The sequence below is a fragment of the Giesbergeria sp. genome, from assembly GCF_028686475.1.
GTDB lineage: Bacteria > Pseudomonadota > Gammaproteobacteria > Burkholderiales > Burkholderiaceae_C > Simplicispira.
The window spans coordinates 201,609-221,784 of sequence record NZ_JAQUCA010000002.1 but is presented as its reverse complement, the minus strand read 5'-3'; the positions used below and the strand labels follow the sequence as shown (position 1 = coordinate 221,784).

At 59.4% G+C, this 20,176-nt stretch carries 12 protein-coding genes; 3 read left to right on the top strand and 9 right to left on the bottom strand.

All coding sequences use genetic code 11. The features are described 5' to 3' along the window. Positions 1-57 precede the first annotated feature (57 nt). On the top strand, positions 58-2,235 hold the full coding sequence (gene katG, locus PHX60_RS02335; protein WP_300074116.1) for a catalase/peroxidase HPI: 2,178 nt from the start codon (positions 58-60) through the stop codon (positions 2,233-2,235). A gap of 69 nt (positions 2,236-2,304) precedes the next feature. Here the strand turns inward: katG and PHX60_RS02330 are convergent, their stop codons facing one another. The 7 genes from PHX60_RS02330 to PHX60_RS02300 form a co-directional block, all read right to left on the bottom strand. Beyond that, positions 2,305-4,839: a transglycosylase domain-containing protein gene (locus PHX60_RS02330; protein ID WP_300074113.1), complete on the bottom strand. Its 2,535-nt coding sequence runs from the start codon at positions 4,837-4,839 to the stop codon at positions 2,305-2,307. Positions 4,840-4,863: 24 nt separating this feature from the next. After that, on the bottom strand, positions 4,864-7,014 hold the full coding sequence (ligA, locus tag PHX60_RS02325; RefSeq protein WP_300074111.1) for an NAD-dependent DNA ligase LigA: 2,151 nt from the start codon (positions 7,012-7,014) through the stop codon (positions 4,864-4,866). 23 nt (positions 7,015-7,037) lie between these two features. Next, positions 7,038-8,228, bottom strand: a complete 1,191-nt coding sequence (locus PHX60_RS02320; RefSeq protein WP_300074108.1) for a cell division protein ZipA C-terminal FtsZ-binding domain-containing protein — start codon at positions 8,226-8,228, stop codon at positions 7,038-7,040. A gap of 28 nt (positions 8,229-8,256) precedes the next feature. Next, the gene (gene smc, locus PHX60_RS02315; protein WP_300074105.1) at positions 8,257-11,781 is read right to left on the bottom strand and encodes a chromosome segregation protein SMC; all 3,525 of its coding nucleotides are present in this window, start codon (positions 11,779-11,781) and stop codon (positions 8,257-8,259) included. Positions 11,782-11,896: 115 nt separating this feature from the next. Next, the gene (locus PHX60_RS02310; protein ID WP_300074101.1) at positions 11,897-14,689 is read right to left on the bottom strand and encodes an Hsp70 family protein; all 2,793 of its coding nucleotides are present in this window, start codon (positions 14,687-14,689) and stop codon (positions 11,897-11,899) included. Then, positions 14,686-16,566: an Hsp70 family protein gene (locus PHX60_RS02305; protein WP_300074098.1), complete on the bottom strand. Its 1,881-nt coding sequence runs from the start codon at positions 16,564-16,566 to the stop codon at positions 14,686-14,688. Before PHX60_RS02305 ends, PHX60_RS02310 begins: the two co-directional genes overlap by 4 nt. Continuing rightward, positions 16,563-17,144, bottom strand: a complete 582-nt coding sequence (locus PHX60_RS02300; RefSeq protein WP_300074095.1) for a DUF2760 domain-containing protein — start codon at positions 17,142-17,144, stop codon at positions 16,563-16,565. Before PHX60_RS02300 ends, PHX60_RS02305 begins: the two co-directional genes overlap by 4 nt. Before the next feature lie 170 nt (positions 17,145-17,314). Between PHX60_RS02300 and PHX60_RS02295 the strand changes: the two genes are divergently transcribed. Together PHX60_RS02295 and PHX60_RS02290 are read left to right on the top strand one after the other, a co-directional pair. Continuing rightward, positions 17,315-18,091 (top strand): GGDEF domain-containing protein, encoded by a 777-nt coding sequence (locus PHX60_RS02295; RefSeq protein WP_300074241.1) that lies wholly within the window; start codon positions 17,315-17,317, stop codon positions 18,089-18,091. Between the two features lie 10 nt (positions 18,092-18,101). After that, a complete protein-coding gene (locus tag PHX60_RS02290) occupies positions 18,102-18,938 on the top strand; it encodes a MinD/ParA family protein (RefSeq protein WP_300074092.1) in 837 nt (278 codons plus the stop codon). Positions 18,939-18,952: 14 nt separating this feature from the next. Here the strand turns inward: PHX60_RS02290 and PHX60_RS02285 are convergent, their stop codons facing one another. Both PHX60_RS02285 and PHX60_RS02280 read right to left on the bottom strand, forming a co-directional pair. Then, on the bottom strand, positions 18,953-19,654 hold the full coding sequence (locus tag PHX60_RS02285) for a pirin family protein (protein WP_300074089.1): 702 nt from the start codon (positions 19,652-19,654) through the stop codon (positions 18,953-18,955). Between the two features lie 235 nt (positions 19,655-19,889). Continuing rightward, positions 19,890-20,132, bottom strand: coding sequence for a hypothetical protein (locus PHX60_RS02280; RefSeq protein ID WP_300074086.1), 243 nt, complete (start codon positions 20,130-20,132; stop codon positions 19,890-19,892). Positions 20,133-20,176 lie beyond the last annotated feature (44 nt).

Below are 20,176 nucleotides of genomic sequence, written 5' to 3'. Positions count from 1 at the left end.
AATAGAGTGCTATGAGCGGTGATTTTTGTTGTCCCTTGTTCTTTGAAAGGAACTTACATGCAAGTACAAAACCTATCTAATCCCATTGGTTGCCCAGTGGTACATGGCAGCAACACCGCTCATGGCAAATCCAACATCGAATGGTGGCCCGAGGCGCTCAATCTTGACATCCTGCACCAACAAGACAGCAAAACCAAGCCACTTTCTCTCGGCTTCAACTACCGAGAAGAAGTCAAAAAACTGGATGTAACGGCACTCAAACAAGACCTTAGCGCCCTCATGACCAGTAGCCAAGATTGGTGGCCCGCCGATTGGGGTCACTATGGCGGTTTGATGATTCGTATGGCATGGCACGCAGCAGGTACCTACCGCATTGCCGATGGCCGTGGGGGGGCAGGCACTGGCAACCAACGTTTTGCGCCACTCAACTCTTGGCCCGATAACGGCAACCTAGACAAGGCGCGTCGCCTGCTGTGGCCCATCAAAAAGAAATACGGCAATCGCCTCAGCTGGGCTGACTTGATGGTGCTGGCTGGTAACGTCGCGTATGAGTCTATGGGCTTCAAAACCTTTGGCTTTGCCTTTGGCCGCGAAGACATTTGGCACCCCGAAAAAGACATCTACTGGGGCGCAGAAAAACAATGGCTGGCCCCTAGCGGCAGCGAAGGCAGTCGCTACTCGGGCGAACGTGACCTAGACAACCCACTGGCCGCCGTGATGATGGGGCTGATTTATGTCAACCCTGAAGGGGTCGATGGCAAACCTGACCCGCTCAAAACCGCGCATGATATGCGTGTCACCTTTGCGCGTATGGCCATGAACGACGAAGAAACCGTGGCCCTGACAGCAGGCGGCCACACGGTTGGCAAGGCCCACGGCAATGGCAGTGCTGCGAACTTAGGCCCGGCCCCCGAGGGTGCCGACGTGCAAGAGCAAGGCTTGGGCTGGATGAACCACACCAGCAGGGGCGTAGGCCGCGATACCGTCACCAGCGGCATTGAAGGTGCATGGACAAGCCACCCCACCCAGTGGGACAACGGTTATTTTGAAATGCTATTCAAACACGATTGGTGGCTGCAAAAATCGCCAGCAGGTGCTTGGCAATGGGAGCCGGTCAACATCCAACCAGAAGACATGCCAGTGGATGTAGAAGACCCCAGCATCCGCAAAAAGCCCATCATGACCGATGCCGACATGGCACTGCGCTTTGACCCAGAGTACCGCAAAATCGCCGAGCGTTTTCGCAACGACCAAGCTTATTTTGAGCAAGTGTTCGCCCGTGCTTGGTTCAAGCTCACGCACCGCGATATGGGGCCAAAATCACGCTACATTGGCCCCGAAGTGCCGCAAGAAGATTTAATCTGGCAAGACCCGGTACCCGCAGGCCGTACCGATTACGACGTGGAAGCGGTCAAGGCCCGCATTGCTGCCAGTGGTTTGAGCATCAGCGAAGTCGTTAGCACCGCTTGGGACAGCGCCCGTACCTTCCGAGGCTCCGACAAGCGGGGTGGGGCCAATGGGGCGCGCATCCGTTTGGCTCCGCAAAAAGACTGGTTAGGCAACGAGCCAGAACGCTTGGCGAAAGTGTTGGCGGTGTACGAAGGCATTGCCGCCGACACCGGGGCCAGTGTGGCCGATGTGATAGTGTTGGCAGGCAATTGGGGGGTTGAACAAGCGGCCCAAGCAGCAGGGGTTACCATCCAAGTGCCTTTTGCGCCTGGACGCGGCGATGCCAGCGCAGAGCAGACCGATGCCGAGTCTTTTGAGGTGCTAGAACCTCTGGCCGATGGTTTCCGCAATTGGCAAAAACAGCATTACGTGGTCAAACCAGAAGAATTGTTGCTCGACCGCGCCCAACTTATGGGCCTGACCGCTGCCGAAATGACGGTATTGGTGGGCGGTATGCGCGTACTGGGTACCAACCACGGCGGCAGCGCCCACGGTGTCTTTACCGACCGCGTCGGGGTGTTGAGCAATGACTTTTTCGTCAACCTCACGGATATGGCTTATAGCTGGGTGCCGACTGGGCGCAACAGCTACGACATCCGCGAGCGCAAAACCGGCAACACCCGTTGGACGGCCACCCGCGTTGATTTGGTGTTTGGCTCCAACGCTATCTTGCGGGCCTATGCCGAAGTTTATGCCCAAGACGATAACCAGCAAAAGTTGGTGCAAGATTTTGTGGCGGCTTGGGTCAAGGTGATGAATGCTGACCGCTTTGATTTGCTGGCATAACTGAACGCACTTCATGCGCTTTATCAAGCTCCCAGCGGTGTTGCTGCTGGGAGCTTGATTTTTTGAGGCTTAGTTTTCGCCTGCCGCTGGAAATTCAAACTCTGGCTCCGAGGGCCATCGGATTGCGTCGTTGGGCATGGGCGGCGCAGCACTTTGGGTTCCCGGTGGCACTTCGCGCAAAATAACCACAGGTGCCCCAGACGTGGCCGCTGGTTGTTGTTGTTGTTGTTGTTGCGGTAGTGTCCAGCCCGGTGGCAGTTGGTTTGGCATCGGCGGTGGCAGTGGCAGCGGTGGCAGTGCTGGCGATTCAGTAATCGCAGGTTCTGAGCTTACCGGTTCTACCACGGCGGGCGCTGGGCTGCTACTGGGTTTGCTGGGTGCTGGCCGCGCTGCTGGGGCGGTTTCGGCTTCCTCGGGGGTAGAAGTGGCATTGGCCCAATCTTGCACCCAGTCGCGCAGGCGTTCCTTCAAGTGACTCCACCAGCGCGAGCGTGGCTCCTCGACAAAACGCACTTTGGCATCTATTTGCTTGCTACGCAGAGCTTGCTGAAAAAACTCTCCCACCATTGGCAGCGCACTGCGCGCCCCTTGGCCCCAGTGGTCGTTGAGGGTGATGCGGCTGTCGTTAAATCCGGCCCAAGCTCCAGCCACCAGCTGCGGGTGCATCAAAATAAACCAGCCGTCGGCGTTGTCTTGTGTGGTGCCGGTTTTGCCTGCCACATCGGCGCTGATGCCATAGCGACTGCGAATGGCCCGCCCAGTGCCTTGGTCAATCACGGCGCGCAAGGCATCGCGTAAATCTTGGGCAGCTTGGATGGGCAGGGCTTTTTGTGGCCGCGCTGAGTCAAATTCTTGCAGCACTTGGCCTCGGTGGTTTTCTATGCGTGTGACCCAGCGCGGCTCGATATAACGGCCTGTATTGGCGATGGTGCCATAGGCCGCTACCATTTCTTTCAGCGTGACCGGGCTGGTGCCCAAGGCCAAGGCGGGGACGGCTTGCAGTTTGCTGTCGCGCACACCCATGATGCGGGCTAAATCGGCCACACGCTCGGGGCCTACCTGCTGCATTAGTTGGGCCGTGATGGTGTTTTTGGATTGGGCCAAAGCGTTACGCAAGCTCATGGCTTGGCCGCTGGGTGGGCCGCCATCGCTGGGTCGCCATACTTCACCGCCGGGCAAGTTGATTTCTACCGCTTTATCCACCAAGGTCTCGCTCGGGCTGTGGCCTTGGGCAAAAGCGGCCCCATAGACAAAGGGCTTGAAGGTAGAACCGGGCTGGCGGCGGGCCTGTTGCACATGGTCAAACGCATCTTGGGCAAAATCGCGGCTACCTACCCAAGCACGAATTTCGCCGCTGGCTGGTTCTAGGGCTAAAAATCCGGCTTGTACGCGCACTTTATTTTGGCGCAAACTACGCAAAAAAACATTGTCGGCCAGCAGGGTTTTGGCAGCTTCGTCGGGCGTTTGGCCTTTATCTACCGCTGCGCGGAACTCGGGCGATTCGCGCACCAAGGTAGCTACCAAGGGATTGCGCGCTTGCCAGCCGTTGCGTTGGTTCCATGCGGCATCGGCCACGGCTTGCAATTGGCGGCCTTGCCGGGCTACGGCTTGATTGGCCACGGCTTGCAAACGCGAATCTAGGGTGGTGTGAATCACCAGTCCATCGGTATAGAGGTTGTAGCCATTGCGGTCGGCCCATGCAATCAGCCATTTACGCAATTGTTGCGAAAAATGCGGCGCTGGGCTTTGGGGTTCGGTTTGGCGTTCAAAATCAATGCGTAAGGGGCGTTTTTTCAGGGCTTCAAATTGCGCTGGTTTCAATTTATCGCGCTTGACCATCTGCGCCAGCACGGTATTGCGCCGATTTTGCGCCCGTTCGGGGTTGAGTACCGGGTTGTAATAACTGGTGCCCTTGAGCATTCCAATCAGGGTGGCGCTTTGCAGTACCGTGAGTTTATCTGCCGAAGTATCAAAATAGGTGCGCGCGGCCATCTCAATACCGTGGGCGTTGTACAAAAACGGCACGGTGTTGAGGTAAGTTTCTAAAATCTCTTCTTTCGAGTAGAGTAGCTCGATTTTGAAGGCGGTAATCGCTTCTTTGAGTTTGCGCGTGAGCGTGGGGGCGCGGCCAATTTCTTCTGGGAAGCGATTGCGCGCCAATTGCTGGGTGATGGTAGAACCGCCTTGGCGTTTGCCTGAAACGGTAGCGACTGCTGCCCCTAATACGCGCCGCCCGTCCATGCCCCAATGTTCATAAAAGCGGTGGTCTTCGGTGGCGATGAGGGCATCTACTACTGCCGGAGAAATGCTTTTCAGCGGCACCCATTCGCGGTGCGCCCATTTGTATTCGGCCAGTAGTTTGCCATCGCGCGAGAGTACCTGCGCTGGTTGCTCGGTTTTGGCTTTGCGAATATCGCTGATGGCGGGGGTAAAGGGAATCAGCAGCAGGGTATAGAGCAACAACAGCAGCGGCCCCGCAGCCAGCGCAGCCCACAGGGTGCGCCGATTAGGGCGGCGCAAGTGTGCGACCAGCGTTTGACGCAGCACCACACTGGCGGCCAGTAGGCGCGTGCGCGCAGAAAGTAAAACCGGAGAAAGAGGCATCCAACAGAATCGTCTGTATGCGTTTTACGGCGCAGGAGAGGCCAACAGTGCCAGTAAACCGGCTTCATCCAGCACCGGCAGGCCCAGCTCTTGGGCTTTGGTGAGTTTGCTACCGGCTTCCGCGCCTGCGACGACATAGCTGGTTTTTTTACTCACTGAGCCAGAAACTTTGACCCCAGCGGCTTCGAGCATGTCTTTGGCGGCATCGCGGCTCAGGGTGGGCAAGGTGCCGGTCAGGACGATGGTTTTACCCGCCAAGGGCTGCAATGCGCGCTCGGACGGCGCACCTTCGGGCCAAACAACACCACAAGCACGCAATTGTTCTACCACTTCGCGGTGGTGCGGTTGGTCAAAGAACAGGCGGATGCTTTGCGCCACCACCGGCCCCACATCGTTGACTTGCAGCAATTGTTCTACCGTAGCGTTCATGATGGCATCAAGGCTGCCAAAATGCCGGGCTAAATCTTTGGCGGTCGATTCGCCCACATGGCGAATGCCCAAAGCAAACAAAAAGCGGGGTAGGGTGGTTTGTTTGGATTGTTCTAGCGCCGCCAAAATGTTTTGTGCTGATTTTTCGGCCATGCGCTCCAGCGCTACCAAGGCGGTCAACCCCAAGCGGTACAAATCAGGCAGGGTGCGGACTACGCCCGCATCCACCAATTGTTCTACCAATTTGCCGCCCAAGCCTTCAATGTCCATCGCACGGCGGGCCGCAAAATGCAAAATGGCCTCTTTGCGTTGTGCCGGGCAAAACAGGCCGCCGGTGCAGCGGTATTCGGTTTCAGCGCGTTCACGCACTACCGGGCTATTGCAGACCGGGCAAATGGCAGGCATACGAAAATTGGCCACATAACGCGGACGGGCAACATTTGCGGCTACCCGGCCCACGATTTCAGGAATCACATCCCCGGCGCGGCGCACTATCACTGAATCGCCCACACGCACTTTTTTGCGGCGCAATTCAAACAAGTTGTGCAACGTGGCATTGGTCACCGTGACACCGCCCACAAACACCGGGGCCAGCCGTGCTACTGGGGTGAGTTTGCCCGTGCGCCCCACTTGGATGTCGATGCCATCGACCACGGTCATCATCTCTTGCGCGGGGTATTTATGGGCCACGGCCCAGCGGGGTTCACGGGTTTTAAAGCCTAGCTCTTGCTGTAAGGCCAAATCATCTACTTTATAGACCACGCCATCAATATCGTAGGGCAGTTGATCACGTTGCTGGCCAATGCGTTGGTGAAAGCCCATCAGCGCCTCGGCCCCGACCAGTGGCGTTACCTGCTCTGCCACCGGAAAGCCCCAACTTTTCAGGGTTTGCAGTAGCGCGTAATGGCTTTGCCACGGTACTGCATTTTCGGTAGCTTGGGGGACTACTTGGCCAACACCATAGGCAAAAAAGCGCAGGGGGCGTTGGGCGGTGATATTGGCATCCAATTGGCGCACCGCTCCGGCAGCGGCATTGCGTGGATTGACAAAGGTTTTTTGTCCGCGTGCGCTTTGTTCTTGGTTGAGGCGCTCAAAATCAGCCCGGCCCATATAAACTTCGCCGCGCACTTCTAACACCTGGGGCACGCCTTCGGGCAAGGCGAAGGGTATTTGCCGAATGGTGCGGATGTTGTGTGTTACGTCTTCGCCCACTTCGCCATCGCCTCGGGTGGCGGCTTGCACCAATAGGCCGTTTTCGTAACGCAAACTCATGGCCAAACCGTCGAACTTGGGTTCGGCTACGTAACGGATAGGCGCTCCAGCCAGAACTTCTAGTGCCAAAGGGCACAATGCTGGGCGCTCACCGCGTTCGGCCCGTTTTTGTTCTGTGGCCAGATAGGAACGCAGTTGTTGCTCAAATTTTTCTGCCCCAGCTGCTGTCACATCGGTTTCGGTACGAATGGACAGCATGGGCAGCGCATGGCGCACCGGGGCCAAGCCATCCATCACCGCGCCAATGATGCGTTGCGTGGGCGAGTCTGGAGTGATTAGCTCCGGGTGTGTGGCCTCTAGGGCTTGCAGCTGTTGATAGACCCGGTCGTATTCGGCATCGGGCACCTCGGGCGCATCTTGCACATAGTATTGCTGCGCCCAACGGTGCAAACAAGCGCGCAGTTGGGCGGCTTCTTCTGCCGGGGTGGCAGTGGCAGCAGGGGCAAAGAGGTCGAGGGATGCAGAATGGGTCACGGCAGCTTACCTTGGTGGGTAAATTAACTGAACAAGCGCCGAGCCAGCGCTGAACCGGCAGACAAACCGTGGCTGTCGAGTTGGTCGTAGAGCAGTTCTAAATCGGTGGCGATAGGGTCCATTGCCATTGCGGGCAGGGGTTGGCCGTTTTGGTCGCACAGCACGCCATCCATCGTGCGGCATAACACGGTAGCTACCTCGCGCAGGCGGTTGAAGGGCTGTTCTGAGCGATTGACTTGGGCCACATCCAAACAGAGCATCAAGTCGCGCACCGCAGATTGTTCCAAATCTTCGGCCAAGGCGGCTTGGGTATCAAATGCCAAAATCAGCACCGGCGGCATTCCAGGGGTGGGGGCAGGCAGCAACATGCGTCCGGCCATCGAACCGGGTACAAAGCCCATGCGCGAGGCATTTTGTTGCAAATAGCCCGCGCTCCAAGCCGCTTGGCGGGCGCGCAGCACAAAGGTCAATTGGGCATCGTGCTGGCTGGCAAAGTTATCTAAGGATTTGGCGCGCACCACCTCGTGCGGCATTTCAGGAAACTCGGCGGCCGCGTGCAGGGTATCGGCAAAGGCTTGTACTTTTTGCACAAACTCCGAGAACTCAATCTCGCTCAAAGCCCCAGTGCGGTTGGCCAGTTGTACCCCGGCCTGAAAGCGGCTATAGCGTTGGGTAGCTACGGGCTGTTCCCATTGTTGGTTGCTGTCGTTCCAGCCTTCAATGGCAAAAAATTTGCTGCCAACGCGCCGCGTGGGCGGCAGGGCGGCCAAGACGGCATCGCCGGGCACGGCCTGCTCGCAATGCAGCGTGGCGATGGCATCAATGAGTTTATCCAGGCTCAAGCGCCGGTCAGGGGGGGGTACTGGCTTGGCGGCTGTGGGGGCCGCTGGGGCGGGCGTGCTGGCCTTGGGTGGGTTTTTTGCAGGAATTGGTAGCGCTGCTGCGTCGTCGTCTGCGGCATCACTGTTTGGGGCCAAAGGAGAGGCCGGAGCTGCTGGGGGCTGGGCATGGACGCTGCCGCCATGCAAGGCTTGGTCTAGTAAATGGTCAAAGGCGGGTTCTTGGCGCAGTGCCGATGCTGGTGCCTCGGTGCCAGGCTCGGTGGGCTTGGGTTTTTTAGGGCTGTTGCGGTGGTTTGTCCAGGCGTTGTAGGCAACGATTAGGGCCAGCAACACGGCACCAATAACGGCCAGACTGATTTGCAAGTTGCTCATGAGAGTGGTGTGTGCGGGTAAATAATGTTCAGGTGGCATCGGCCATCGAGAGGGCCGAATCCATGTCCACGGCCACAATGCGTGAAACGCCTTGCTCTTGCATGGTGACACCAATCAATTGTTCAGCCATTTCCATCGCAATTTTGTTGTGGCTGATGAACAAAAATTGGGTTTGGCGGCTCATATGGGTTACCAGTTTGGCATATCGTTCGGTGTTGGCATCATCCAAGGGGGCATCGACCTCATCCAATAAGCAAAAGGGGGCGGGGTTGAGTTGGAAGATAGCAAACACCAAGGCAATGGCGGTCAGGGCTTTTTCGCCGCCCGAGAGCAGGTGGATGGTTTGGTTTTTCTTGCCCGGCGGTTGGGCCATGACCTGTACGCCTGAGTTCAAAATTTCATCGCCTGTGATGATAAGGCGCGCATTGCCCCCGCCAAACAGTTCTGGGAACATGCGGCCAAAATGCTGGTTCACGGCATCGAAGGTGCCCGAGAGCAAATCGCGCGTTTCGGCATCAATTTTGCGAATGGCATCTTCCAGCGTTTGCATGGCATCGGTCAGGTCGGTGGTTTGGGTATCCAAAAAAGTTTTGCGCTCGCGGGCGGCGGCCAGTTCTTCGAGGGCAGCTAAGTTGACAGCCCCGAGGGCAGCAATTTCGCGTTGTAGGCGGTCAATCTCGGACTGTAAACCGTTGGCGCGCACTTGGCCCTCTCGTATCGAGCGTTCTATGGCCTCTAAATCGGCTTGTGCCTCTGTGAGCAGGTTGTTAAATTGCTCTAGCCCTAAACGGGCGGCTTGTTCTTTCAGCTGACAATCGGTGATGCGCTGGCGCAGAGGTTCTAGGGCGCGTTCTAACTGTAAGCGCTGCTCATCGCTGTGGCGCAGTTGCAGCGTTAAATCGTCGTATTGGCTGCGCTGGGTGGCCAAGGCTTGTTCGCGCTCGATTTTTAACGCCAACAGTTCTTGCAAACCCCCTTGGGCGGCAGCATCGGACAGGCGTTCTAATTCGGCTTGGGCGCGCAGGCGCTCATCGGCCAAGTTGGTGCTTTGTTGCTGGGCTGTGTCTAAGGTGCGCGCGAGTTCGGCGCGGCGCGCGGTGAGGCTACGCTGGGTAAACAGGGCTTCTTGGGCTTGGCGCTCTAGGCTGCGCTGCTGCTGGCGGCATTGGTCTAGGCGGCGTTCGGCCTCTAGCACCCGGTCATCGAGTTGCGCTTGGGCTTCTTGGCTGTCGGCCAGCTGCATGTCCAAACTCTCAAACCGGGCTTCGGCCAGCACGCGGCGCTCTTGTAAATCGTCGAGCTGGGCTTGCACTTCGTCTAAATCGGCACCAATTTGCGCGCTGCGGGCTTGGGTTTGCGCCAGCAGTTGCGCTAAGCGCAGATGCTCCACCTGCAAGGCGTGGGCTTGGGTTTGGGCCTCGGTGGCTTCGCGGCGCAGGGCGGCGAGTTGTTGCACGCTTTCGGCAGAGGCGGCCTCGGCCCGTTGCAAGGCGGCTTGCGCTTGTTCGGTGATGAGGGTTTGCGCGCGCAGTTCTTTGTCCAGATGCTCGATTTCTTGGGCGCGTGCTAACAATCCGGCCTGCTCCGAATCCGGAGCATAAAAGGCTACGCTGTGCAAGGTGACAGCATGGCCATCGGGCACATAGAGGGTTTCTCCGGGTTGAAGCTGGGCGCGCCGGTTCAGGGCTTCGTCCAAGGTTTGGGCGGTGTAGCAGCCTTGTAGCCAATCTTGCAACACGGCTTGCAAGCTGGCATCGTGCAGACGCAAGTTGTCGGCCAAACGCGGTAAGGCGGTCGCACAGGGGCGAAATACCGCCTGCGCGCTACTGAAAAACGCCAGTTTGGCCGGTGGCCCCTCGCCGCTGGTGCCAGCCAGTCCACGCACCCGGTCTAGGCTGCCCACTTCTAGCGCAGACAGGCGCTCGCGCAGGGCGGCCTCTAGGGCTTTTTCCCAACCGGGTTCGATGTGCAGGCGCGTCCAGAGGGCCGCCAAGCCCTCTAAGCCGTGGCGCAGCAACCAAGGTTGCAATTTGCCATCGGTTTTGAGTTTTTCTTGCAAGGCTTGCAGCGCTTGCAAGCGGGCGGCCAAGGCGGCTTGGTGCGCGTTTTCGGTGTTGAAAATTTGTTGTTGCTGGCGGCGCGCTGCATCGCGTTGTGGGGCTTCTTCTTGGGTTTGGGCCAAACGGGCTTGGGTGGTCTCTAAGGCGGCTTGCGCGGCTTGCAGTTGCTGCTGCAATTGTTGTACGCTGCTGGCATCGGGGGCGGCCAAGGCTTGGCGTTCGGCGCGCAGACGCTCGTGGCGGGTTTGCAGTTGGCGGCTTTGCTCTTCAATGCTGCGCTGCTCGGCGGCCAGCACTTGGATTTGCTGCTGTACCTGCACCACGTTGGCGCGTTGCGTGTTGGCATGGCTTTGGCTGTGGCGCAGGGCCTCTTCTAAATCGGGCAGGCGCAGAGATTGTTCTTCTAACTGGGCTTGTAGCAGTTCGGCTTGTTCTTCGGCCTCTAGGCCCGCACCGGCCAGATTTTCCAGTTCCTGCTGTGCGTCTGCGCTGCGCGTGTCCCATTGGCTGATTTGTTCGGCCAAGGTGCCCAAACGCAACTGTACCCGTTGGCGCGCTTCGACCACATAGCGGATTTCGGCCTCTAGGCGGCCAATTTCGGCATTGGTTTCATAGACTTGGCCTTGCGCTTGGGTGACACTATCGCCAGCAGCATAGTGGGCTTGGCGGATGGTTTCGAGTTGGGATTCTAAATGGCGCAACTCGGCCATACGCGCTTCCAAGTCGTTTACGGCTTGCAGGCCTTGGGCTTGCACGGCGGCTTGTTCGGCTTGGGCATCGGCACGCTTGAAAAACCACAGTTGCTGTTGCTTGAGGGTCGCGCTGGCCTGCAAGGCGTGGTATTTTTGTGCGACTTCGGCTTGTTTTTCTAGTTTTTCTAAGTTGGTGTTGAGTTCGCGCAGGATGTCTTCTACCCGCGTGAGATTTTCGCGCGTGTCTTGCAGGCGGTTTTCGGTTTCGCGGCGGCGCTCTTTGTATTTGGAAACCCCAGCAGCCTCTTCTAAGAACAGGCGTAAATCTTCGGGGCGGGATTCTAAAATGCGGTTGATGGTGCCTTGGCCGATGATGGCATAGGCGCGTGGCCCCAAGCCGGTGCCCAAAAACACGTCTTGCACATCACGCCGACGCACCGGCTGGTTGTTGATGTAGTAGCTGCTGTTGCCGTCGCGGGTGAGTACGCGCTTGACGGCAATCTCGGTGTATTGGTTCCACTGGCCGCCAGCGCGGTGGTCATCGTTGTTAAAAATGAGTTCAACACTGGCGCGGCTGGCTTGTTTGCGCCGCGTGGTGCCGTTAAAAATCACGTCCTGCATGGATTCGCCGCGCAACTCCGAGGCTTTGCTCTCGCCCAGCACCCAGCGCACGGCATCCATGATGTTGGATTTACCGCAGCCGTTAGGGCCGACCACCCCCACCAACTGCCCCGGCAGCATAAAGTGGGTGGGTTCGGCAAAAGATTTAAAACCTGAGAGTTTGATGGAATTGAGACGCACGGTTTACCCTGTAACACCGCGCCGCTGGCGCAGCCGCCAGGGCCATGCGGCCAGCACTGCCCAGCACGTTGATGCACCAAGCAGCCTACAAGGTGCGAATGTTACCCGAGCGGGCTTAGGCGCGCAGCAATTGCAGCCCCGGCGGTAAGGCTTCGCCAAAACTGCGGCGTTGGTCGGCTTCGTCCAGCGCCAGCACTTCGCGCACCATTGCGGCCCATGTGGGGGGGGCTTTTGCTGCTTGTAGGCGTGCAATGACCTGCTCGCGCAGTGGCCAAGGCAAGTCGCGGGCGCGGTCGCCGCTGCAACGGGCCAATTGCGTGGCGGCAAAGGCGGCAGGTTCGGTTTGTTTCCAATCCAAGCCCAACAGCACTTGCAACCATACGCTGGCGGTATCCACAGGCACGACATGGTGGGCGCTGCCATACAGCGGCACACGCGCGCCCAAACGGCCCAGCGCCCACCACGGCGGGTTTTTGTCAGGCTGACGCTGCCAGCGGTCTAACAACCAATGACCGACATCGACGCGGTGCGCCGTTGGCACTTGCTCTAGCGTGGCGGCCAAGCGCACCATATCGTCGTAGCTGCTGTGCAAGGGCGATTTACTGCGTGGGGCATCGGCCACCGTCTCTAAATGGCCCACCAGAGGCTCTAGCAATTGCAATTGCTGTGCTTCGTTCAGGCCCGCAGCAGCACGCCGCCAGAGGGTCCACCATTCTGACCAATTGCCGCTTTCAGTGGTGTATTGGATGCCTTGGGGGAAGAGGCTCCACAGTTGTTCTACGCGCCAAGCATCTAAGGGTGCCCCGCTTCCGGGGCGCAGGCAATATCCTGCCAAATTGAGCCAAACGCGCTCGTGTTCGGCACTGCGGCGGCGGCGTTTGGCCCCGGCCCACAGTGCATCAAACAGGGCGCGTAACAGGGGTAAGCTCCAATCTTCGCGTTTGCCCAGCAGGCGCTCTAGCGTTTGGCGCAGTTGGCGTACCTCGCGCGGCTCGGGTTTGTGGGTACCAGTGCCAAAAATGCGTTCAATTTGGGCGATGGCTTCGGGCAAGCGTGGATGGGGTGCTGCTGCGCTGGCATCCGCGGCACTCTGTTCGGCCTCTAGGCCGCCGCGTAATTCAAAGGCTAAAGACCAGCACTGTTGGGCATCTTCTACCTGTGTGCAGTGCATTTCTAGCGTACCCACTTCGGTAATGCTGGCTGTGAGTTGCACCCGCACCTCGCGGCGGCGTTGGCCTTCGGGGGCTGCAAGCACCGCCGATAACTGTGGTAAGCGCACCCACTGGGCTTGTGCGGCCATATTGCTATCGTGCAAATCAATGACATCCCCGGCTTGCCAAGGCATACTGGCCGAAGAAGAGAGCAAATGAAACCGCACGGCCTGCCCCAGACGCAGGGCAAAAACATGCTCGGTCAGGGGCACCGGCAGCCCCTCGGGCGTGCCGCGTGGCAGCACGCAGATGGCTTGGGGCTGGCTCCGCGGTTGTCCGTCTTCTAACAGCAGAAAATAACTGCGCGCTGAACCGCCACCAATGCCAGCACCCAAGGCGGGCACGCGCCCAGCGCGCACCAAGGCATAGGCCACCGCACCACGGGCCACCGCCACATCGGGGGCATCGTTGTGCAGCACTTGCACTGGCGTGCCACGCCAAGCACTGAGCAATTGCTCTAAACGCTGGGCCAAGGCTGGCGCACGAAACACACCGCCGTTGAGCAACAAGGTGTCGGGCAAGCCCACTTCGGCGTGACGGGCCAAAAAATCGGCCAAATGGCGGCTGATGGCCGCATCGGCGGGGTAAGGCAGGCCAAACTCCACAATGCCTGCCCGCCGCCGTTGTGGGCGGGCGCTGGCAGGCTCTAACGGCAAAAAGCCATTCACCACCAGTTGCTCAATGTCGCTGCGGCCCACCTCCACCGAACGGGCGGCCCCCAGCAGTTGCGCGCCTGCGCCTAGCAGGGTGACGCTGGTACGTTCGGGTGCATCTGGCCCAAGTAACAATTCTTTGGCGACTCGGCAGCGTTGCACCAATTGGGCCAAGCGGGTGGCCGAGAGTGGGGCGTTGTGGCCCAAACGGCGCTCGACCCAATGGGCCAGCGCCAAATCCATGTTGTCGCCGCCCAGCATCAGATGGTCACCCACACCGATGCGCGTCAGTTGTGGCACGGCCCCTGCCGCGCCGTGTTCCACTTGAATCAGCGTCAGGTCGGTCGTGCCGCCGCCGACATCACACACGAGTACCAAGCGCGATGGGGCCAGTTGCGTGGCCCAATCCGCCGCGTGGCGCAATAGCCAATCTTGAAAGGCGGCTTGGGGTTCTTCCAAAAGGCGCAGCGTGGGCAAACCGGCCAGACGAGCGGCTTCTAAGGTCAAGGCACGCGCACCCTCGTCAAAAGAGGCGGGTACGGTCAGGATGATGTCCTGCTGTTCTAGCGGCGACTTGGGAAAGCGCGCATTCCACACCGCCCGCACATGGGCCAAATAACTGGCACTGGCCCCCACGGGCGATATTTTGGGCACTTCGTCTGCCGCGCCCCACGGCAAAATCGCCGCCATGCGGTCCACCCCGGCATGGGACAACCAACTTTTGGCACTACTGACCAAGCGCCCCGGCACTTGCGCGCCCAAATCGCGTGCATAACGCCCGACGATGGCGGCGGGTGCGTCAGCGTCGGGCAGCGGTGGCACAGACCACGGCGTTTGCGCCGCACTGGGGGCTAACTCGCTGGGTGCGGGGTGGTAGCGTACCGAAGGCAATAGCACCTGCGCCGCCAGCGCTCCCGGCCCCACCAGTTGCGGGATAGGCAACAACTGCACGCCAGCGGCATCTTTGGCCCGGCCCAAGGCGGCATAGGCCACCACCGTGTGGCTGGTGCCAAGGTCAATGCCAACGCTGTAGCGTGCGCTCACGGCTGGTTTGGCGGGGCTTCGCCCCGGGCATCAAACTCCACTTTCCAGCGTTCGGAGCCACCGACAGGCAGGGCTTCTAACTCCAGTACCCCGGCTTCGGTGATGCGGGCATGTAGGCGCACGCGCACCACTTCGCCCGCCGTACGGCCTTGGGTGGGCAAATGGGCTTCAATGGCTTGCAATTCGTGCAGCTCGTCGGGTGCCCAAAAATCCAAAGTGGTGCCCACTTGGTCTTGGCGACGCACCGAAGAGCCAAAGAAGCGGAAATGCACCGACTCGCCCACCACCAAGCCAAACTCTTGGCCAGGCAAAGTGGCTTCGCTGCCTTCTTCCATGCCAAAGGGGGCCAAGCACAACGCCTGAATCGGCGGCTCCATGCCCGGAATGGCGGGCATGGAGGACTCCACCGCCACGTAGTAGGCTTGCGCCGTACCACCGCGAATCCGCACCCCACGCCCCCGGCGCACATAGCCATAGTAAGCAGCGCCACGGGCCACGGCCAAATCTAAATCGGCACCAGCTAACAAGCGTGCTGGGGCGGCCGCCTCGGCCTGTAACCAAGTATTGAGGATGCCCAGCAGGCGCTCGGAAATCGCGCCCGATTTAAGCACGCCCCCATTGAACAAGACCGCTGTGGGGTGCAAGAAGCTGGCGCTCTCGGGCAGGCTGCGCCCTAAACCTTCTAATTGCGCGGTAGCACCGCGTTGGCGCGTCAGGAAGGCGGCCAAATGGCGCGTGACAGCGGCATCTTGGGCATAGGGCAGACCCAGTTGCGTCAAAGCGGCCCGTGGGCGGCTGATAGGCTGCTCAGATACCGCTGCGGACGGGAAGAAGCCTTCCAGCAGGGTTTGCTCCAACTCTTGGCGCGTGACTTCGGTGCGAATCGAGCCACCAATCAACTTCGAGCCTCGGCTAGGCACCACCACCGGCACCGCCATCACGCCGGGGTCACTGAGTAGGGTTTCTTTGGCACTGCGGCAGGCATGGGCCAAGGCGCGGGTTTGCCACGGGTCTAGCTGTTTGCCTTCGGTGGCCAGCTTGCGGGCTACACCATAGGCCAGCGCCAAATCCATGTTGTCGCCACCGAGCAAAATATGCTCACCCACGGCCACGCGCTGCAATTCGAGATTGCCATCGCGCTCTAATACGGCCATCAAAGACAAGTCGGTCGTGCCGCCGCCCACGTCCACCACCAAAATGATGTCGCCTTGGCGCACTTGCTTGCGCCATTGGCCATTGCTGCGTTCAATCCAGCTGTAAAGCGCGGCTTGCGGCTCTTCCAACACCGTCAAGTGGCTAAAGCCCGCCGCTTGGGCGGCTTCGGCGGTCAGTTCGCGCGCGGCTGGGTCAAACGAGGCCGGGATGGTCACGGTGACATCTTGCTGCGCCAAGGGCGCTTCGGGGTGTTGCTGGTCCCAAGCGGCTTTCAGGTGCGATAGGTAGCGGATGGATGCCTCTAGCGGCGAGACGCGCGGTACTTCTTCGGGCGCATCCACCGGCAAAATGGGGCCGCGCCGGTCGATGCCGGGATGGCAGAGCCAGCTTTTGGCGCTACTGACCAAGCGAATCGGCGTGGCGGCACCGCGTGTGCGCGCCAATTCACCCACGGCAAAATCTTGGCTGGCCGCCCACGGTAGGGCCAAATCATTGGGGGCCATCTCGCTGGCGTGCGGCAAATACAGGAACGAGGGCAATAAAGGTTTGCCTTCGACCGCACCGGGGCCGGTCAGTTGCGGAATCTCTAGCACCCCTTGCACGACTTTTTCGCCATCGCTGGCTTGGGTGTCCACCCAAGAAAGCGCGCAATGGGTGGTGCCCAAATCAATGCCCACGGTATAACGTGGCGCGGGCTGGGTTGTTTGCGGTGTTTTGCTCATAATTCGACCTCGGCGGCAGCTAAAACGCGGGCATCGTGGCCTTGGGCCAGTTGGGGTAGGCGGCTATCGGTAACGCGCCAGCCTTGGTGGACCAGTGTGCCGGTAAACGGTGGCTGGCCCACCACATTGCCCGTCACGCGCACCGCGCTGGCATCAAACCCGGCAGGCAGGGTGATGCGGCTGCCTTCGGCCTCGGTACGCACGCTGGCCAGCGTGAAATGCTCGCGCAACACTTTGCGGCAGCCCTCATGCACCACGCGCGCTGCGCCGCCAATATCCGCATCCGAAAACGCGGCCACATCTTGCTCAATGAAATCCACAAAGCGTGCCTCACGCTGCAACAGGCCCAACAATTGCAGGGCGGCTGTCTCGGGCGGTGCTTGCCACACCGGAGCCACTGGTGCAGGCGCAGACACCGGCGGCTCAGCCACCGGGGCGGGGGGTACCGGAGGCGCGCTCACGCCATCGCGCAACTGCGCCACACGGGCAGCAAACTCCGGTTGGGCGATGATAGAAAAAAAACTGCTAATAGCCAGCGCAATGCGGCGCATCAGACAAGGTGGTTTTTGGGTGGTCATGCAGAAAATGTTGTTCTGGGTAGGCCGGGACACGCCCCCAAGTGACGCGAAAGCAAGCCACGCACCTGACAGCGGCCCAGCAAAGCCGGGTAGGAATAGCCAATAGCAGCGTATTATCCAACGTGCCTGCACCGCACAGCCAGCGGCGCGGGGTTACACTTAGCCCTACTGTGCCTACACCTGCCGTTTCACCTGCTGCTGCTTCCCACCTCGTTGACCTGCACGAGCTGCGTCTGGACGAGGCGCGCGCCTTGGTTGGCCCCGTGACGGCACAGGCCAGCGCACCCCCCAACGCTACGCGCTTTTTGCAATCGCTCATTGATGGCTTGTGTGAGTTGTCTTTGCGCGACCCACTCACGGGCTTGGCCAATCGGCGCCATTTTTTGAACGTGGTCGAGTGCGAGATTGACCGCGTCGCGCGCTCGGGCGAGTCTGCGCTGCTGTTGCTGCTGGATATAGACCACTTCAAATACGTCAACGACACCCACGGCCACTTGGCGGGCGATAGGGTCTTGCAAGAAGTGGCACGTATTTTGGCCACCTGTGTGCGCCCTATGGACACCCTGGCCCGCTACGGCGGCGAAGAATTTGCGGTGGTCTTGCCCGGCTGCCAAGCCGCGTTTGGCCACACCGTGGCCGAGCGCATTCGGCAAACCGTCGAGGCTACGCCGATTCGGGTGGCCTCCTCCAAAGAAGTGCATGTCACCATCAGCATCGGTGGCGCATTTGCGCTGCAATGGATACGCTCGACGGCCTCGCTGTGGGTCGATCGGGCTGATTTGCAACTCTATAAGGCAAAATCTGCCGGGCGCAACCGTGTCCATATCGAAGAACAACCCAGTAGCACCGTGACGGCCGAAGAAAAGGGCCTGCTGTTTGGCACGCTGTATCCGCCGTCCGGCTGGGATGATCCGTCCCCGCAAAACCCCACCGACAGCGCCTTTTGAAAGCGACGAGATGAGCGACGCGCCGTCCACCCAAACCCTCCATGCAGACACCCCTGAGGCGTCGCGGTACTCCGGTGCCCGCATCATTGCCATCACCAGTGGCAAGGGTGGTGTGGGCAAAACTTTTGTTTCTGCCAATTTAGCCGCTGCCCTAGCCCGGCGTGGTAAGCGCGTGCTGGTACTCGATGCCGATTTGGGGCTGGCTAATTTGGATGTGGTGCTGAACCTGCACCCCAAATTGACGCTGCACGATGTGTTTACTGGCAAAGCGCGCCTAGAAGAAGCCGTGGTAGCGGCACCGGGGGGGTTTTCGGTGCTGTTGGCTGGCTCGGGCATGATTGAATACTCGCGCCTGACGCAAGAGGTACGCAACCAGTTTTACCATGCGGTGCAAAAGCTGGCCCCGTACTTTGATGTGATTTTGCTCGATACCGGCGCGGGCATTTCTGAGGTGGTGTTGTTCTCTATCTCTTTGGCCTCTGAAGTGCTGGTGGTGGCCACACCCGAGCCTACCTCGCTCACCGATGCCTATGCCGCCATCAAAGTGCTGGCGATGCAACAAAAACGCCAGCATGTGCGGATGGTGGTTAACCAAGCAGCGCGCCCCGGCGATGGCCGCGCCATCACTGGCCAATTGCAGCAGGTGATTGACCGTTTTGTCATGACGGATTCTGGCCGCCCACTGCGTTTGATTCACATGGGCGATATTCCGGCAGACCCGGCTGTGCGCGAGGCCGTGATGCGCCGCCAGCTGTTGCAACTGCTCACCCCCGGCTGCCCAGCAGCGTTGGCGGTATCGCAGCTGGCCAACAAAATGGTAGAGACTTTGTTGGCCCGGGCGGCCTAAAAAACGGGCAAACGTCAGGCGGCTAAATCAAACACCAGCACCTCGGCATCTTGCGCTTGGCTGAGGGTCAGGGTGCTTTCTTCGCTCAACAAGGCGGCATCTCCGGCTGTCAAAGTCTGCCCATTGACCTGCAAGCTGCCACGCACCAGAAATACATAGGCTTTGCGCGCGGGGTTCAGTGCCAGTGTGGCCTCTTCTGGGCCACTGAATAAACCCGCATACAACGAGGCATCGGCATGGATTTGCACCGAGTCTTGCGCGCCATCGGGCGAGGCCAGCAGGCAGAGGCGGCCTTGTTTACGCGCTGTATCAAAGCGTTTTTGCTCGTAGCTCGGGGCGATGCCACGGGTGTGCGGTGCTATCCAAATTTGCAATAAATGGGTTTGCTGCCCGGCGGCATGGTTGAACTCGCTGTGAACCACACCGCTACCGGCGCTCATGCGCTGGACTTCGCCGGGGCTGATGGTGCGGACATGGCCCATGCTGTCTTCGTGCGCCAGTTCACCTGCCAGCACATAGGTGATGATTTCCATATCGCGGTGGCCGTGGGAACCAAAGCCGGTGCCGGGGGCAATCCAGTCTTCATTGATAACGCGCAGGTTGCCAAACCCCATGTGTGCTGGGTCGTAGTAATTGGCAAACGAAAAGCTGTGGTAAGAACGCAGCCAGCCATGATCGGCATAGCCTCGGTCTTGTGATTTGCGAAGGGTGAGCATGGTGTTTTTCCTTTGATGGCTTAAACGAAAGCCACCACTGTAAGGCGCAGCAAAAAATATCCCCACGGGCGTGGGGAAGACCAAACCGCAGAGGCTGCCCGCATCTTAGGCAACCGGGAGCGCTTGGATGAGGTGCTGAACGGCGCAAACTGGGAGGATGTGACGCAGACCAGTGTTAGGGCGGAATGCTGGCTCAAAAGGCTGGGAGATGGCCAGGCTCTACCGAAGCAGCAAACTAAAAATCTTTTTGCGTCAGCTTGCGTAAATGCGGGAAGGCTTCCAAATGGTCTTCTGACAGATGGTACAAGGCCATGAACACATTGGGCGGAAAGCCCTTGCGCCCGCCATCGCGGGTGTCGTAAATCAATTTATCTACATAGCGCACAAAATCCAAGTGGCCCCAGAACATTTCGAGCTTGTCGCCAATGTGGGGGTAGAGGCTGCTGATGGTGTTGAAGTGGTGGTTTTCTTTGAGCATGGCATAGCATCATCGGATAGGTGGGCAAAATTTTCCAGTAGCAA

What these genes read in the sequence shown, in the direction of transcription:
- katG (WP_300074116.1), top strand. Translation starts at nt 58, where the DNA reads ATGCAAGTACAAAACCTATCTAATCCCATTGGTTGCCCAGTGGTACAT.
- PHX60_RS02330 (WP_300074113.1), bottom strand. Translation starts at nt 4,839, where the DNA reads ATGCCTCTTTCTCCGGTTTTACTTTCTGCGCGCACGCGCCTACTGGCC.
- PHX60_RS02320 (WP_300074108.1), bottom strand. Translation starts at nt 8,228, where the DNA reads ATGAGCAACTTGCAAATCAGTCTGGCCGTTATTGGTGCCGTGTTGCTG.
- PHX60_RS02305 (WP_300074098.1), bottom strand. Translation starts at nt 16,566, where the DNA reads ATGAGCAAAACACCGCAAACAACCCAGCCCGCGCCACGTTATACCGTG.
- PHX60_RS02300 (WP_300074095.1), bottom strand. Translation starts at nt 17,144, where the DNA reads ATGACCACCCAAAAACCACCTTGTCTGATGCGCCGCATTGCGCTGGCT.
- PHX60_RS02290 (WP_300074092.1), top strand. Translation starts at nt 18,102, where the DNA reads ATGAGCGACGCGCCGTCCACCCAAACCCTCCATGCAGACACCCCTGAG.
- PHX60_RS02285 (WP_300074089.1), bottom strand. Translation starts at nt 19,654, where the DNA reads ATGCTCACCCTTCGCAAATCACAAGACCGAGGCTATGCCGATCATGGC.
- PHX60_RS02280 (WP_300074086.1), bottom strand. Translation starts at nt 20,132, where the DNA reads ATGCTCAAAGAAAACCACCACTTCAACACCATCAGCAGCCTCTACCCC.